Origin of the sequence: Micromonospora sp. DT227, from assembly GCF_049841835.1 — a bacterium.
Taxonomy (GTDB): Bacteria; Actinomycetota; Actinomycetes; order Mycobacteriales; family Micromonosporaceae; genus Micromonospora.
Genome location: NZ_JBNCLA010000013.1, coordinates 44,008 through 58,649, shown reverse-complemented (window position 1 = coordinate 58,649; position 14,642 = coordinate 44,008). Strand labels below are relative to the sequence as shown.

Below are 14,642 nucleotides of genomic sequence, written 5' to 3'. Positions count from 1 at the left end.
ATCCTTGTCATGGCCGAGACACTGCACCGACCCGCCGCCCTGCGTACCGTCGACATGCCGTTGCCCGGCGAGGTCGCGCTGTCGGCCACCGGCCGCGCGGTGGCCACGCTGGTCCGGCTGGTCGGCCGGCACCCGGCCGGGTGGCGGTGGCTGGCCCGGCGGCACCACCCGGCGCTCGACCGGCTGGCCGAGGCGAACGCCCGCGCCGCGTGCGTGCGGGCGGCCCGGCGGGTGCCGGCCTACCGCGAGTTCCTGCGGGCCCGTCCGGCGGGCGTCCGCCGTCGGCTGCGGGACTTCCCGGAGACCGACAAGCTCGGGTACGTGGTGGGCCACGACGCCGCCGCCCGGTGCCGGCGGGGGCGGCTGCCGGAGCGGGGCGTGGTGGTCGACGAGTCGGCCGGGTCGTCGGGGCGGCCGTTCAACTGGCCGCGCGGCGAGCGGGAGCTGCGGGCGGTGCACCGGGACATCGCCGGCTACACCGGGCTGGTGTTCCCGATGCGCCGGCCGTTCGTGATCAACGCGTACTCGATGGGCGCCTGGGCGACCGGCACCACGACCGGCGCGGCGATGGCCCGGATCGCGGTGGTGAAGAACACCGGACCGGACCTCGGCAAGATCATCGACACGTTGCGTGAGTTCGGTCCGGGGCACGACTACCTGGTCACCGCGTACCCGCCGTTCCTCAAGCACCTGCGCGACCGGCTGGACGCCGAGGACTTCCCGTGGTCGCGGTACCGGATCTTCGGTAGCTGCGGCGGGGAGGGGATGACCGAGGCGCTGCGGGACTACCTGGAGCAGCGGTTCGTGCGGGTGCGTTCGGCGTACGGGGCGTCGGACCTGACCATCGGCATCGGCGCGGAGACCCGGTTCACGGTGTGGCTGCGGCGCCGGCTGCGGACCGACCCGGGGCTGCGCGCGGACCTGCTCGGCGACGGCGAGCAGCGGCTGCCGATGGTGTTCCAGTACAACCCGTTCGCGACCTACCTGGAGACCAACGAGCGGCGGGAGCTGGTCTGCACGGTGGCCGGCCCGGACGTGCTCCAGCCCCGGCTGCGCTACAACGTCGGCGACGAGGCGCTGCTGGTGCCGTACCGGCGGATCGCCGAACTGGCCGCGGCCGACCCGGTGCGCGCGGCCGAGTTCCGCGCCGCGACGGCCGACGAACGGATGACGCTGCCGTTGCTGCTGCTGTTCGGTCGGCGCGACTCCACGATCTCCTACCTGGGCGCGAACCTCTACCCGCAGGACGTCGAGTACGGCCTCTACACCGGCAACCCGCACGCCGCCGCGATCAGCCGGTTCTGCCTGGCGCTGGTCGAGGACGCGACGCTGGAGACCCGGCCGGTGATCCACGTCGAGCTGCGCGGCCCGCTGGCCGCCGCCGACCGCGCGGCGCTCGCCACCGCCTGCCGCGACGGGGTACGCCGGCACCTCACCTCGGTGTCGCGCGACTTCGCCCAGTCCCTGCTGGAGGACCCGTCCGCCGGTGACCTGCGAATCGAGCTGCACGAACCGGGAACCGGCCCGTTCGCCGGCCCGCAGAAGATCAAGAACGCCTACCTGGTGGTGAGGTGACCATGCGTACCCGAGACTTCTCCCGCGCCCCGGCGCAGGCCCGCGCCGGCGCGATGTTCATCGGCGGCACCCGCTACGCGAGCCCGCTGGTGCTGCTGCGGCTGGCCCCCGACTGGTTCCGGATGGTGCGCGACATGCGCCGGATGTCCGGCTACTGCTGGCACACCGTCTACTGGCAGTTCCCGCTCACGTTGGGCACGATCGCGTTCTTCACCGACCGGGACGCGATGCTGCGCTTCGCGCGGACCCGGCACCACCGCAAACTGATGGCCTGGCTGACCGACGGCGGGCGCAACGCGACCGCCGGGTTCATCCGGCTCTACACGGCCTCGCCGGACGGCTATTCCAACGGCGCGTGGCGGGCCGAGGACGGCGCGATGGGCCACATCGACACGTTCACCCCGCTGGGCGCGGAGACCACCGGACCGGCGGTACGCCGGTGAGCGGCCACCGGTTCGAGCGGGTCACCGGCCGGCGCGGCCTGGCCGAGTTCCTCGCGCTCACCGACCGGCTGTACGCGGACGAGCCGCGGTACGTGCCGACGCCCCGGCAGCAGATCCGCCGCTGGTGGGCCGACGGCGTGCCGCTGTACGTGTTGCGCGACGCGGACGGGGCGGTGGTCGGGCGGACCACGCTGCACACCGACGCGGACCTGGACGCGAAGCTGGGCCGCCGGTGCCAGTTGTTCGGGCTCACCGAGTTCACCGCGCCGGCCGCCGGGCCGCTGTTCGACGCGATCACCGCGCACGCCGGCGCCGACCGGGACCTGCTGTTCGGCCCGGTGGCGCTGCTGCCCAACCAGGCCGGCGGCGTGATCACGTCCGGCTTCGGCGACCGGGGCTTCGTGGACAGCGCCTGGAACCCGCCGCGCTACCCGGCCGCCTACGAGGCGTACGGCTTCGCCCGCCGGTTCGTCTCCGACACCTGGATCTGCCCGGTGCCGGCCCCGGTCGAGCCGCCGCCGGCGTTGGGCGGGCAGCCGGACGGCGCGCGGCTGGAGCTGCACCGGGGCGACGCGCGGCGCCTCGACGAGCAGCTCGACCTGCTGCGCGGCATGCTGAACGACTCGTTCGCCCAGCTCGGCTACTACACCCCGATCTCCGCCGCGCAGTTGCGCCGGCAGACCGACGGGCTGGCGTACCTGCTGGACTCCGCGCTGCTGCTGTACCTGACCCGGGACGGGCAGCCGGTGGCGTTCGTGCTCTGCGTACCGGACATCAGCGCGTTCCTGGTCGCGGCGCGCGGCGACCTGGGCCCGGTCAACCAGCTCCGCCTGCTGGCCACCCGCCGCCGGTACCGCCGCGAGGCGGTGCTGATCGTCAAGGGCGTGCTGCCGGAGTTCCAGGGGCGCGGCTACCAGCGGCTGCTCTCCGCGCACCTGCACCACAACCTGCACGCCGGCGGCTACACCACGCTGCGCAGCACCTACGTCGGGCGGGACAACCCGGCCTCGGCGGCGCAGTACCGCCGCCTCGGCGGCCGCCCGCTGCACGGTTACACGTTCTACGCGAAGGAGCGATGACATGGACCTCGCCGCGTTCCGCGCGTTGGAGCCGCTGTGCTGGCGCGCGCCGAGCGCGCACAACACCCAGCCGTGGCGGCTGCGCTACGAGCGCTGGGCGATCACCGTCGGCTGGGACCCGGCCGACACGCTGCCGGCCGGCGACCCGAGCGGGCGGGACCTGCGGCTGTCGCTCGGCGCGTTCGTGGAGACCTGCCTGATCGTCGCCGCCGACGCGGGGCTGCGACTGGACTGGGTCGCCGACCACGACGAGCACGACCGCCGGGTGGGTCGGCTGCGTCCGGCGCGGCAGCCGTACCGCACGCCGTTCCGCACCTCGGACGTCTGGGACCGGCGTACCGACCGGGGCCGGTTCACCGGCGGTCCGGACGCCGACGTGCTCGCCGCCGTCGACGCCGTGGCCCGGCGGGGCGGCGGCGGGGTCCGCCTCGTGCCCGGGGCCGGGCGGCTCGGCGCGTTGCTGCGCGCCGCCGACCGGCAGGTCTACGCGGACCCGGCGGTGGTGGCCGAGCTGCGTCGGTGGCTGCGGCTGGACCCGGCGCGGCCGGACTACCGGGCCGACGGGCTGAGCGATCGTTGCCTCGGGTTGTCCCGGCCGGCCGCCACCGGGCTGCGGGCGGCGCTGGCCGCGTATCCGGTGCTGCGCCCGCTGGGGTTGGCCCGGCTGCTCGCCGCCGGCGACGATCCGCTCGCGCGCGGCGGCGCGGTGCTGGCGTTGGTGGCCCCGCCCGACCTGGACGCCCCCGGCCAGGTCGAGTTCGGCCGGGTGCTGATGCGGGTGTGGCTGACGCTGCACGCCGCCGGCCTGGCGGCGCACCCGTTGAGCCAGCTCGTCGACGTCGCCGCCACCCGCGACACGCTCGGCGCGCTGCTGGACGTGGCGCCGCGGCGGGTCGTGCACGTGACCCGGGTGGGGCGGCCGGTCGCTGCGGCGCCCCGCTCGGCCCGCCGGACCCGAGATGGCAACGTTCGCAAAACCTGCTCGTCACTTCTTGACGACCGGCGTCTCATCCATGAAAGTCCATATGGGCTGATGTAGTGCGCGGTAAGGGAGCTCCGGCGTGCGCATCGTGGCAGTGGGCATCGTTGGGCGCGGCGCGTAGATGTTAGCGCTAACAGTTGCTCGTCATCGTTGATTGTGTGACCGGGAGAGACCATGTCCGAAGTTTCCCGAAGAAACGTCCTCAAGGCTTCGGCGGCCGGCGCTGGCGCGGCGCTGGCGCCGGCAGCCTGGACCGCCGCCGCCCGCGCCGGCTCGGCGGCGCCGCCCGAGGTGCTGGCCGCGAACGATCTGGCACTGTGGTACGACGAGGAGGCCGGCACCGACTGGCTGCGAGCCCTGCCCATCGGCAACGGGCGGCTCGGCGCGATGGTGTTCGGCAACGTCGACACCGAACGGCTCCAGCTCAACGAGGACACGGTCTGGGCCGGCGGCCCGTACGACTCCGCCAACACCCGGGGCGCGGCCAACCTGGCCGAGATCCGGCGGCGCGTCTTCGCCGACCAGTGGACCTCGGCGCAGGACCTCATCAACCAGACCATGATGGGGACCCCCGGCGGGCAGCTCGCCTACCAGATCGTGGGCAACCTCCGGCTCGCCTTCGGCTCGTCCGGCGGGGCGACGCAGTACCGCCGGACGCTCGACCTCACCACCGCCACGGTCACCACGAGCTACGTGCTGGGCGGCGTACGCCATCAGCGGGAGGTGTTCGCGAGCGCGCCCGACCAGGTGGTCGTGGTCCGGCTGACCGCCGACCGGGCGAACTCGATCAGCTTCTCCGCCACCTTCGACAGCCCGCAACGCAGCAGCGTGTCGAGCCCGGACGCCGCCACCATCGGGCTCGACGGCGTCTCCGGCAGCATGGAGGGCGTCACCGGCTCGGTGCGGTTCCTCGCCCTGGCCAACGCCGCCGTGACCGGTGGCACGGTCAGCAGTTCCGGCGGGACGCTGCGGGTCTCCGGCGCGACGAGCGTGACGCTGCTGATCTCGATCGGCTCCAGTTACGTCAACTACCGCACCGTCAACGGCGACTACCAGGGCATCGCGCGGACCCGGCTCAACGCCGCCCGGAGCGTGGCGGTCGACCAGTTGCGCAGCCGCCACCTCGCCGACTACCAGGCGCTGTTCAACCGGGTCACGATCGACCTGGGCCGGACGGCCGCGGCCGACCAGCCGACCGACGTGCGGATCGCGCAACACGCGAGCACCAACGATCCGCAGTTCGCCGCGCTGCTGTTCCAGTTCGGGCGGTACCTGCTGATCTCCTCCTCGCGTCCGGGCACCCAACCGGCGAACCTCCAGGGCATCTGGAACGACTCGCTCGCCCCGTCCTGGGACTCGAAGTACACGATCAACGCCAACCTGCCGATGAACTACTGGCCGGCCGACACCACGAACCTGTCCGAGTGCTTCCTGCCGGTCTTCGACATGATCAAGGACCTGACCGTGACCGGCGCGCGGGTCGCGCAGGCGCAGTACGGCGCCGGCGGCTGGGTCACCCACCACAACACGGACGCGTGGCGGGGCGCGTCGGTCGTCGACGGGGCGCTGTGGGGCATGTGGCAGACCGGTGGCGCGTGGCTGAGCACGCTCATCTGGGACCACTACCTGTTCACCGGCGACCTCGGGTTCCTCCAGGCCAACTATCCGGCGTTGAAGGGCGCCGCCCAGTTCTTCCTGGACACCCTGGTCGCCCACCCGACGCTCGGCTACCTGGTGACGAACCCGTCGAACTCGCCGGAGCTGCCGCACCACGCGAACGCGAGCGTCTGCGCCGGCCCCACCATGGACAACCAGATCCTGCGCGACCTGTTCGACGCCGCGGCCCGGGCCAGCGAGGTCCTCGGCGTCGACACCACGTTCCGGTCCCAGGTGCGCACCGCGAAAGACCGGCTGCCCCCGAGCCGCGTCGGCTTCCGCGGCAACGTCCAGGAGTGGCTCGCCGACTGGATCGAGCCGGAGCGGACCCACCGGCACGTCTCCCACCTGTACGGGCTGCATCCCAGCAACCAGATCACCAAGCGGGGCACGCCGGCGCTCTACGAGGCCGCCCGCCGGACGCTGGAGCTGCGGGGCGACGACGGGACCGGCTGGTCGCTCGCCTGGAAGATCAATTTCTGGGCCCGGCTGGAGGACGGCGCCCGCGCCCACAAGCTCCTGCGTGACCTGGTGCGTACCGACCGGCTCGCGCCGAACATGTTCGACCTGCACCCGCCGTTCCAGATCGACGGCAACTTCGGCGCCACCTCCGGCATCGCCGAGATGCTGCTGCACAGTCACACCGGCGAGCTGAACCTGTTGCCGGCGCTGCCCACCGCCTGGCCCGCCGGGCAGGTCGCGGGCCTACGCGGTCGGGGCGGGTACACGGTCGCGCTGGCCTGGTCGAACGGCCAGCCCGACGAGATCGTCGTCCGTGCCGACCGCGACGGCACGCTGCGGCTGCGGTCCCGGCTGTTCACCGGCGGCTTCACCCTCGCCGACGCCGGTGACGGCAGCACGCCGGCCACCACCCGACCGGAGACGGACGTCGTCCAGTTCGCCGTCCGGGCCGGTCGCACCTACCGGGCGGCGCGGCCGGGCGTGACGCCGGCACCGACGCCGACCCTCACGCCCACCCCCTCGCCCACGCCGAGTCCGACACCGACGCCGACCACCAGCTCACCCGCGCCGTCCGGCGCGCGGGCGACGTACGCGGTGACGGGCTCCTGGTCGGGCGGCTTCCAGGCCGAGGTCACGGTGACCGCCGGCGCGACCGCGATCCGTGGCTGGACGGTGGCCTGGACGTTCCCCGACGGGCAGGTCATCAACCAGATCTGGGGCGGCTCCCACACCCAGAGCGGCGCGAACGTGTCGGTGCGCAACGTCGACTACAACGGCGCGCTGGCGGCCGGGGCGTCCACCACGTTCGGCTTCATCGGCACGGTCACCGGCGCCAACAACCCGCCGACGAACCTGACCTGCACGACCACCTGACCGAGCGGGAACACCCCGGGGTGGGCGGCGTCAGGCCAGCAGCGTCTCGCGCAGCCGCGCCCCGGGGTTGATCCGACCCACCACCCGGGGGGCGGCCGGGTCGTACACGTCGATGCTGTGGTTGCGGCGCATCATCTCGCGGACCGGCGGCGGCAGCCGGGGCGGATCGTCCATGGTGGCGAGCACCTGCGCGGCGGTGCCGGTGAGCCGCTCGACAAGCGTGGCGCTGTCGGTGTCCACCCGCACCCGGCCGAACTCCCAGCCGGCGGTGGTGAGATCGAGCACCTCGAACAGGCGGGTCACGAACGGCTGCGGGTCGGTCACCCGGTCGAGGCGCTTCGCCCGGCCGCCGACCACCGTGACGGCGGCGGCCACCTGCGCGTACGGGTGCAGCCCGCTGGGCAGCGCGGCGAGCGGCCAGCGCAGCCACTGCCCGGCCTCCTTCCACAGGGGCCGGTAGTTGCGGCGGTGCACCAGCAGCCGCCGGCCGGTGCGCCGGTACACCTCCTGGGCCTGGAACTGGAGGTCGGCGTGGGCCTCCTCGGCGGCCTCGCAGACGATCCCGGCGGCCACCACCAGACCGTCGTCGTCGGCGAGCAGCCGACCGATCGCGTCGACCTGCTCGGGGAACCGGATCGGGGCGTGCGCGCCGTAGGAGTGCCGGACGTCCCGCAGCAGTGTCTGCTGGCGTTCGGGGTCCAGTTCGACCCCACCGCCGCCACCCAGCAACCGCCGGAGCCAACCCATCGTGCCTCGCTTCCGTCGCCGTCTGCGGACCGGGCAATGCTAGTGCGTCGGTGGATGCTCGTATGGTGACGGGGTGGCTGAGCGATCCCTGACCCTGATGGCGGTGCACGCGCACCCCGACGACGAAGCGACGAGCACCGGCGGCGTCCTCGCCCGCTATGCGGCCGAAGGCGTCACGACAGTGCTCGTGACCTGCACGGACGGCCGGTGCGGCGACGGCCCCGACGGCGTCAAGCCGGGCGAGGCCGGGCATGACCCGCAGGCCGTGGTGGCGATGCGCCGGGCGGAGCTGGCGGCCAGTTGCGAGGCGCTGAAGGTCACCCACCTGGAGACGCTCGACTACGCCGACTCCGGGATGATGGGCTGGGCCACCAACGACGCGCCCGGCGCGTTCTGGAACACGCCGGTCACCGAGGCGGCCGACCGGCTGGCCGAGCTGATCCGGCGTTACCGCCCCGACGTGGTGGTCACCTACGACGAGAACGGCTTCTACGGCCACCCCGACCACATCCAGGCGCACCGCATCACGATGGCCGCGGTGGAGCGCACCGGCATCCCGGCGAAGGTCTACTGGACCACGGTGCCGCGCAGCGCGTTCCGGGAGTTCGGCAAGGTCATGCAGGAGATCGGGGTGGAGTTCCCGGATCCGGAGGCGACCGACTCGACGCCGCCGCTGGGCCTGCCCGACGAGGAGATCACCACCTGGGTGGACACCCGTGCCCACGGTGAGCGGAAGTTCGCCTCGCTGGCCGCGCACGCCAGCCAGGCGGAGAACATCTTCTTCCTGCGCCTCGGGCAGGAGCGGTTCGTCGAGCTGATGGGGACGGAGACGTTCGTCCGGGTCCGCGACACCACCGGCGCGCCGACGCCGGAGGACGACCTGTTCGCCGGTCTGCGCTGACGGCACGGCCGGCACCGGTCAGGCCGCGGTGGTCTGCGCGGCCAGATGCTCCAGCACGGCGCGGACGTCGCCGCCGGTGTCGGCCATGATCCGCCGTTGCCGGGTGGCGCCGGTGCCGTCCCGCCGTAGCCGCTCCGCCTCCCGCATGATCAGCTCCCGGTCCCCGTGCCGGGCCAGCGCGGGCGCGACCGTGGCGAGCAGCTCGTCGACCAGGTCCCAGGCCGGCCGGGGCCGGCCGGTGCGCAGGTCCACCAGCTCACCGTCGAGACCGTCGTGGGCGGCCCGCCAGTGCGCGGCGGCGACCAGGCAGTCGCGGATCCGCGGCGCGGGAACGCCCGCGCGGATCTCGTCGATCATGGTGGCGACCAGCGCCCGGACCAGCCCGGCGACGAGCACGGTGTCGTCGACGGTGGGGCAGACGTCGCCGACCCGGATCTCCACGGTCGGGTAGGACGCGGACGGCCGGGCGTACCAGTAGACCATCGCGGCGTCGAGCATGATCCCGGCGGTGATCAGCTCCTGCACTGTGGCGTCGTAGTCGGCGGCGGAGTCGAAGTGCGGCGTGGGCCCGATGCTCGGCCAGCGTTCCAGCTGCATCGAGCGCCAGCTCGCGTGTCCGGTGTCCCGCCCGTCGTGCAGCGGCGAGTTCACGGTGAGCGCCTGCACCACCGGCAGCCACGGGCGCAGGTGGTTGCAGACCCGGACGGCGAGTTCCCGGTCGGGCACCCCGACGTGGACGTGGCAGCCGCACACCGCCGGATCGTGGGCGACCGGCCCGAACCGGCGGGACATGTCGTGGTAGCGCGGCTCGTCGGGCACCGTGCGGTGGGCCTCGCAGACCGGGGTCGCCCCGACCGCCACCAGTCGCGCCCCGACCGCGTCGGCGGCCCGGGCGGCGGCCCGACGCAGCGCGACGAGGTGCTCCCGCAGCGACGCCAGGTCGAGGCTGACCGGGGTCACCATCTCCACCATGCTGTGCCGGAACTCCTGCCGGCTCTGCGCACGAGCGACCCCGGAGAGCGCGTCGCGGACCCGGTCGGCGACCGGCATGCTCTCCCCGGTCACCGGGTCCAGCAGCAGGAACTCCTCCTCCACCCCGAGCGTGAGCGGGTCGGCGGTCGCCGGGGCGTCGGTAGGTCGCGGCCGCACCGCCGTTCCGGGCCGGTCGTCGCGGGGCTGCGCCATGTCTCGACGGTACGAGGCCGGTGGCCTCCCGGATGCCGTTTCCACCGACCCCGCGGGCTCCGCACGCGGGGCCGGTGACGAACGGGTACGGCCTCAGCAGTCGAAGTACATCGCGAACTCGTGCGGGGTGGGCCGCAGGCGCACCGGGTCGACCTCGTTGGCGTTCTTCCAGTCGATCCAGGTGGAGATCAGGTCGTCGGTGAAGACGCCGCCGTCGAGCAGGTAGTCGTGGTCGGCCGCCAGCGCCTCCAGCGCGTGCGACAGCGAGGCGGGGACCTGCTTGACGTCGCCCCACTCCTCCGGGGGGAGGTCGTAGAGGTCCTTGTCGATGGGGGCCGGGGGTTCGATCTTGCTCTTGATGCCGTCGAGGCCGGCCATCATCATCGCGGAGAAGGCGAGGTAGACGTTGGCCGAGGGGTCGGGGACGCGGAACTCGACGCGCTTGGCCTTGGGGTTGCTGCCGGTGACCGGGATGCGGGTGCAGGCGGAGCGGTTGCGCTGGGAGTAGACCAGGTTGACCGGTGCCTCGAAGCCGGGCACGAGGCGTCGGTAGGAGTTGACGGTCGGGTTGGTGAAGGCCAGCAGCGAGGGGGCGTGGTGCAGCAGGCCGCCGATGTACCAGCGGGCGGTGTCGGACAGGCCGGCGTAGCCGGTCTCGTCGTAGAACAGCGGCTCGCCGTTGAGCCAGAGGCTCTGGTGGGTGTGCATGCCGGAGCCGTTGTCACCGAACAGCGGCTTGGGCATGAACGTGGCGGTCTTCCCGTGCGCCCAGGCCTCGTTCTTGATCAGATACTTGAAGAGCTGCAGTTCGTCGGCGGCGCGCAGCAGCGTCGAGAACTTGTAGTTGATCTCCGACTGTCCGCCGGTGCCGACCTCGTGGTGCGAGCGCTCGACCGTGAAGCCCGCGTCGACCATGCGGCGGACCATGCTGTCGCGCAGGTCGGCGTAGTGGTCGACCGGGGGGACGGGGAAGTAGCCGCCCTTGTAGGCGGTCTTGTAGCCGCGGTTGCCGCCTTCTTCGATCCGGCCGGTGTTCCAGGCGCCCTCGATCGAGTCGATGTAGTAGAACGACTGGTGGGCGGAGGTTTCGTGGCGGATGGAGTCGAAGATGTAGAACTCGGCTTCGGCGCCGAAGTAGGCGGTGTCGGCGATGCCGCTGGCGGCGAGGTATGCCTCGGCCTTCTTGGCGACGTTGCGGGGGTCGCGGGAGTAGGCCTCGCGGGTGAAGGGGTCGTGGACGAAGAAGTTGAGCGCGAGGGTCTTCTGGGCGCGGAACGGGTCGATGAACGCGGTGGCGACGTCGGGGAGCAGGAGCATGTCCGACTCGTGGATCGACTGGAAGCCGCGGATCGACGAGCCGTCGAACGCGAGGCCGTCGGTGAAGACGCTGTCGTCGAAGGACTCGACCGGCAGGTTGAAGTGCTGCATCACGCCGGGCAGGTCACAGAAACGTACGTCGACGAACTTCACGTCCTCGTTGCTGAGGTATCGCAGGAGTTCCTCGGAATTGGCGAACACACGTCCTCCTGGCAGCGTTGTTGATCATGGCCACGTCCCGTGGCCGGACCGCCCGGGGACATGGCCCGTACCGTCACCGTACGACGGCTCGTCGTCCCCGGCTCGCCAACCGCCCATCCCGGGTTTCCTTGGTCACACGCCGGGTAGTCGCCGACATGTGCGGGATCAGCGGTGAGGCCCGGTTCGACGGGGCCACCCCCGACGCGGGCGCGGTCACCCGGATGACCGAGGCCATGCGCTCGCGCGGCCCCGACGGCCAGGGGCGGTGGAACGACGGCTGGGTGACCCTGGGGCACCGCCGGTTGACCGTGATCGACCTGACCGAGACCGGCGACCAGCCGATGGTCCGGGACGACCTCGGGCTCGCCCTGGTCTTCAACGGTTGCGTCTACAACTATCCCGAGCTGCGCGACGAGCTGCGGGCGGCCGGGCACACCTTCGGCTCGACGAGCGACACCGAGGTGATCCTGGTCGCGTACGCCCAGTGGGGTGAACGGTTCGTCGACCACCTGGTCGGCATGTTCGCCGTCGCGCTGGTGGACCGGCGGCGCCGCCGCCTCGTGCTGGCCCGGGACCGGCTGGGCATCAAGCCGCTCTACCTCGCCGAATCACCCGGCCGGCTGCGGTTCGCCTCCACCCTGCCGGCCCTGCTGGCCGCCGGCGACGTGGACACCGGCATCGACCCGGTCGCGCTGCACCACTACCTGTCCTGGCACTCGATCGTGCCGGCGCCGCGCACCATCCTGCGCGGCGTGCGGAAGCTCCCGCCGGCCACCGTCCGGGTGGTGGAGGCCGACGGGAGCACCCGCGAGCACGTCTACTGGCGGCCCGAGTACCGGCGCGACCCGGCCCACGAGGGGATGGACGCCGGCGACTGGCGGGCCGCGATCGGGGACGCGCTGCGCACCGCGGTACGCCGTCGGCTGGTCGCCGACGTGCCGGTCGGGGTGCTGCTCTCCGGCGGCCTCGACTCCAGCATGATCGTGGCGCTGCTCGACGGAGCCGGGCAGCACCACCTCCAGACGTTCAGCATCGGCTTCGACAGCCGGGGCGACGAGTCCGGCGACGAGTTCCACTACTCCGACCTGGTCGCCCGCACCTTCGACACCGACCACCACCGCATCCGCCTCGCCGACGGCGACCTCGGCCCGGCCGTCCGCGCCACCGTGGCGGCCATGACCGAACCGATGGGCAGCCACGACGTGGTGGCCTTCCACCTGCTCTCCGAGCAGGTCGCCCGACACGTGAAGGTGGCGCAGTCCGGGCAGGGCGCCGACGAGGTGTTCGCCGGCTACGGCTACCACCACCGGCTCGCGCGGACGGCCCGCGCCGACGCCGCGGCCGAGTTCACCACCGCGTTCTTCGACCGCGACCACGCCGAGCTGAACCGGGTGGTCGACCCGGCGTACGCCTGCGACGCCGACGTGAGCGGCGAGCTGGTCGCCGCGGAACTGGCCGCGCCGGGCGCGCGGACCGCGGTGGACGCGGTGCTGCGCCTGGACACCCACCTGATGCTCCCCGACGACCCGGTCAAACGGGTCGACAGCATGAGCATGGCCTGGGGGCTGGAGGTGCGCACGCCCTTCCTCGACCAGGACCTGGTGACGCTCGCCGCCGCCTGCCCGCCCGAGCACAAACTGGCCCGGGGCGGCAAGGGCGTGCTCAAGGACGTGGCCCGGGAGGTGCTGCCGGCCGAGGTCATCGACCGGCCCAAGGGCTACTTCCCGGTGCCGGCGCTGCGCAACGTCGACGGCCCGGTGCGGGAGTTGGTGATCGAGGCGCTCGACGCGCCCGAGGCCCGCCGGCGCGGCCTGTTCCGCCGGGCCTACGTCGACGAGCTGCTCGCCGAGCCGGACCGGGCGCAGGCCGCCGCCGGCAGCAACAAGCTGTGGCAACTGGGCCTGCTGGAGCTGTGGTTGCAGTCCCACGGGGTCTGAGCGGCGGGAGGAACGCGGTGAAGTTCGTCATCGAGAGCGAGACCGACGGCCGGGTGGGGTTCACGGTGCTGGGCGGCGACGGGCAGGTGCTCGCGACCGGCCGGCCCTGCCCGGACAAGGGCTCGGCGCTGGCCGCCATCGGGGAGCTGATGCACGGGCTCGGCGACGCCTGCATCGAGGACCGGACCGAGGCCACCGCCCCGCCCCCACCCACCGCCACCAGCGAGATCGGCGGCGGCGACATGTCGGCCATCGGCCGCTCCGGCATCCCCCCGGTCTGACCGCCGGCCGCGCCCCCAAGCGCCACGCCGCCCACCCGCCGGGTGCCACGCGCTCGGCGCGCAGGCGCTTCCGCCGGGTTCACCGGGCGGGGCAGCCTCGTGTGCCGAAGCGTTCCGGGCATCACCGCCCGCCCGGAATGGTGATCCGGTCGCCGTCGCTCCCCGCGCCGGTTCCACCCGGAGGCGGGCCCGGCGCCGGCGGCCGTGCCGTGCGGGCCCCGGCGAGCAGTTCGCCGAGGACGGCTCGGGCGGCCTTGTCATCGAGCCGTGGCAGGACGGCGTCGGCGCCGGCTGCCGTGAGTTCGGCGGCGGACGTGCCGCCGGTGGACACGGCGAGACAACGCAGGCCGGCGGCGTGCGCGGCGGAGACGTCGGAGACGGTGTCACCCACGACAACTCCCCGGTAGGGTCGCCCGTCGGCGAGTGCCGCGACGGCGGCCACCACCACCTCGGCGCGGCGCCGGGCGCCGTCGCCGAAGCCCCCGTCCCGCAGCGCGTCGGCCAGCCCGGTGCACCGCATCTTCCAGTTCGCCACCGCCCGGGCGTTGCCGGTGCTCAGGCCGATCCTCGTCGATCCCTCCACCGTGCCGCGCACCAGTTCCACGGTGCCGGGCAGCAGGTCCTCGTCGGCGGGAACGGTCCCCCCGGCATCCAGTTCCTTCGCCATGAGCGCGACCACCTGTGGCAGGGCGGCGTTGATGTCGGTGTCGGGCCATCCCTGCAACCGCAGTGCCACCGCTATCGTCCCGGCGTCGGTGAAGCCGGAAAGATCGACGCCGCCGTAGCTGAGACCGTTGTCCCGGTAGACGAACTCCTCGGCGCTGCCGGTCACCTCGGCAACCGCCGCCGCCATGGCGCCCATGTGCCGTCGTTGGATCTCGCTGCCCGGCCGGACGAGAGTCCCGTCGATGTCGAAGAGCACGACCTCCGCCGGCCGCCGGCCGTGGTCAGCCGGGACATGTCCCGGAACCCACGGCCTGCGGCCGGCCGGCCTGGTGATACG

At 73.1% G+C, this 14,642-nt stretch carries 12 protein-coding genes; 8 read left to right on the top strand and 4 right to left on the bottom strand.

Annotated features, from left to right (window positions below; all coding sequences use genetic code 11):
• The first annotated feature begins 9 nt into the window (after nt 1–9).
• From ACLQ2W_RS30655 to ACLQ2W_RS30635, 5 genes are all read left to right on the top strand, one after another.
• Complete coding sequence (locus ACLQ2W_RS30655) at nt 10–1,575, top strand: phenylacetate--CoA ligase family protein (protein WP_425790950.1); 1,566 nt, start codon at nt 10–12, stop codon at nt 1,573–1,575.
• Between the two features lie 2 nt (nt 1,576–1,577).
• Nucleotides 1,578–2,018, top strand: coding sequence for a DUF4188 domain-containing protein (locus ACLQ2W_RS30650; protein ID WP_107155405.1), 441 nt, complete (start codon nt 1,578–1,580; stop codon nt 2,016–2,018).
• On the top strand, nt 2,015–3,097 hold the full coding sequence (locus ACLQ2W_RS30645; protein WP_425790948.1) for a GNAT family N-acetyltransferase: 1,083 nt from the start codon (nt 2,015–2,017) through the stop codon (nt 3,095–3,097). The genes ACLQ2W_RS30650 and ACLQ2W_RS30645 overlap by 4 nt, the downstream gene beginning before the upstream one ends.
• Before the next feature lies 1 nt (nt 3,098).
• Nucleotides 3,099–4,136, top strand: a complete 1,038-nt coding sequence (locus ACLQ2W_RS30640) for a nitroreductase (protein WP_425790946.1) — start codon at nt 3,099–3,101, stop codon at nt 4,134–4,136.
• Between the two features lie 117 nt (nt 4,137–4,253).
• Nucleotides 4,254–7,070: a glycosyl hydrolase family 95 catalytic domain-containing protein gene (locus tag ACLQ2W_RS30635; protein ID WP_425790944.1), complete on the top strand. Its 2,817-nt coding sequence runs from the start codon at nt 4,254–4,256 to the stop codon at nt 7,068–7,070.
• 30 nt (nt 7,071–7,100) lie between these two features.
• Here ACLQ2W_RS30635 and ACLQ2W_RS30630 read toward each other — a convergent pair whose 3' ends face one another.
• Nucleotides 7,101–7,817, bottom strand: a complete 717-nt coding sequence (locus ACLQ2W_RS30630; RefSeq protein ID WP_425790942.1) for a hypothetical protein — start codon at nt 7,815–7,817, stop codon at nt 7,101–7,103.
• A 73-nt stretch (nt 7,818–7,890) separates the two neighbouring features.
• Between ACLQ2W_RS30630 and ACLQ2W_RS30625 the strand changes: the two genes are divergently transcribed.
• A complete protein-coding gene (locus tag ACLQ2W_RS30625; protein WP_425790940.1) occupies nt 7,891–8,718 on the top strand; it encodes a PIG-L family deacetylase in 828 nt (275 codons plus the stop codon).
• An 18-nt stretch (nt 8,719–8,736) separates the two neighbouring features.
• On the opposite strand, the gene ACLQ2W_RS30620 is transcribed toward ACLQ2W_RS30625, so the two are convergent.
• A complete protein-coding gene (locus tag ACLQ2W_RS30620) occupies nt 8,737–9,903 on the bottom strand; it encodes a carboxylate-amine ligase (RefSeq protein ID WP_425790938.1) in 1,167 nt (388 codons plus the stop codon).
• Nucleotides 9,904–9,996: 93 nt separating this feature from the next.
• Nucleotides 9,997–11,421, bottom strand: a complete 1,425-nt coding sequence (gene glnA, locus ACLQ2W_RS30615) for a type I glutamate--ammonia ligase (RefSeq protein ID WP_425790936.1) — start codon at nt 11,419–11,421, stop codon at nt 9,997–9,999.
• A gap of 155 nt (nt 11,422–11,576) precedes the next feature.
• Between glnA and ACLQ2W_RS30610 the strand changes: the two genes are divergently transcribed.
• A complete protein-coding gene (locus ACLQ2W_RS30610; protein WP_425790934.1) occupies nt 11,577–13,358 on the top strand; it encodes an N-acetylglutaminylglutamine amidotransferase in 1,782 nt (593 codons plus the stop codon).
• A 17-nt stretch (nt 13,359–13,375) separates the two neighbouring features.
• Nucleotides 13,376–13,639: a hypothetical protein gene (locus ACLQ2W_RS30605; protein WP_425790932.1), complete on the top strand. Its 264-nt coding sequence runs from the start codon at nt 13,376–13,378 to the stop codon at nt 13,637–13,639.
• Nucleotides 13,640–13,760: 121 nt separating this feature from the next.
• Here ACLQ2W_RS30605 and ACLQ2W_RS30600 read toward each other — a convergent pair whose 3' ends face one another.
• Nucleotides 13,761–14,561: an HAD family hydrolase gene (locus ACLQ2W_RS30600; protein ID WP_425790930.1), complete on the bottom strand. Its 801-nt coding sequence runs from the start codon at nt 14,559–14,561 to the stop codon at nt 13,761–13,763.
• Nucleotides 14,562–14,642 lie beyond the last annotated feature (81 nt).

Coding starts and splice junctions, on each gene's coding strand:
- ACLQ2W_RS30635 (WP_425790944.1), top strand. CDS start 4,254: ATGTCCGAAGTTTCCCGAAGAAACGTCCTCAAGGCTTCGGCGGCCGGC.
- ACLQ2W_RS30620 (WP_425790938.1), bottom strand. CDS start 9,903: ATGGCGCAGCCCCGCGACGACCGGCCCGGAACGGCGGTGCGGCCGCGA.
- ACLQ2W_RS30655 (WP_425790950.1), top strand. CDS start 10: ATGGCCGAGACACTGCACCGACCCGCCGCCCTGCGTACCGTCGACATG.
- ACLQ2W_RS30650 (WP_107155405.1), top strand. CDS start 1,578: ATGCGTACCCGAGACTTCTCCCGCGCCCCGGCGCAGGCCCGCGCCGGC.
- ACLQ2W_RS30630 (WP_425790942.1), bottom strand. CDS start 7,817: ATGGGTTGGCTCCGGCGGTTGCTGGGTGGCGGCGGTGGGGTCGAACTG.
- ACLQ2W_RS30640 (WP_425790946.1), top strand. CDS start 3,099: ATGGACCTCGCCGCGTTCCGCGCGTTGGAGCCGCTGTGCTGGCGCGCG.
- ACLQ2W_RS30610 (WP_425790934.1), top strand. CDS start 11,577: ATGTGCGGGATCAGCGGTGAGGCCCGGTTCGACGGGGCCACCCCCGAC.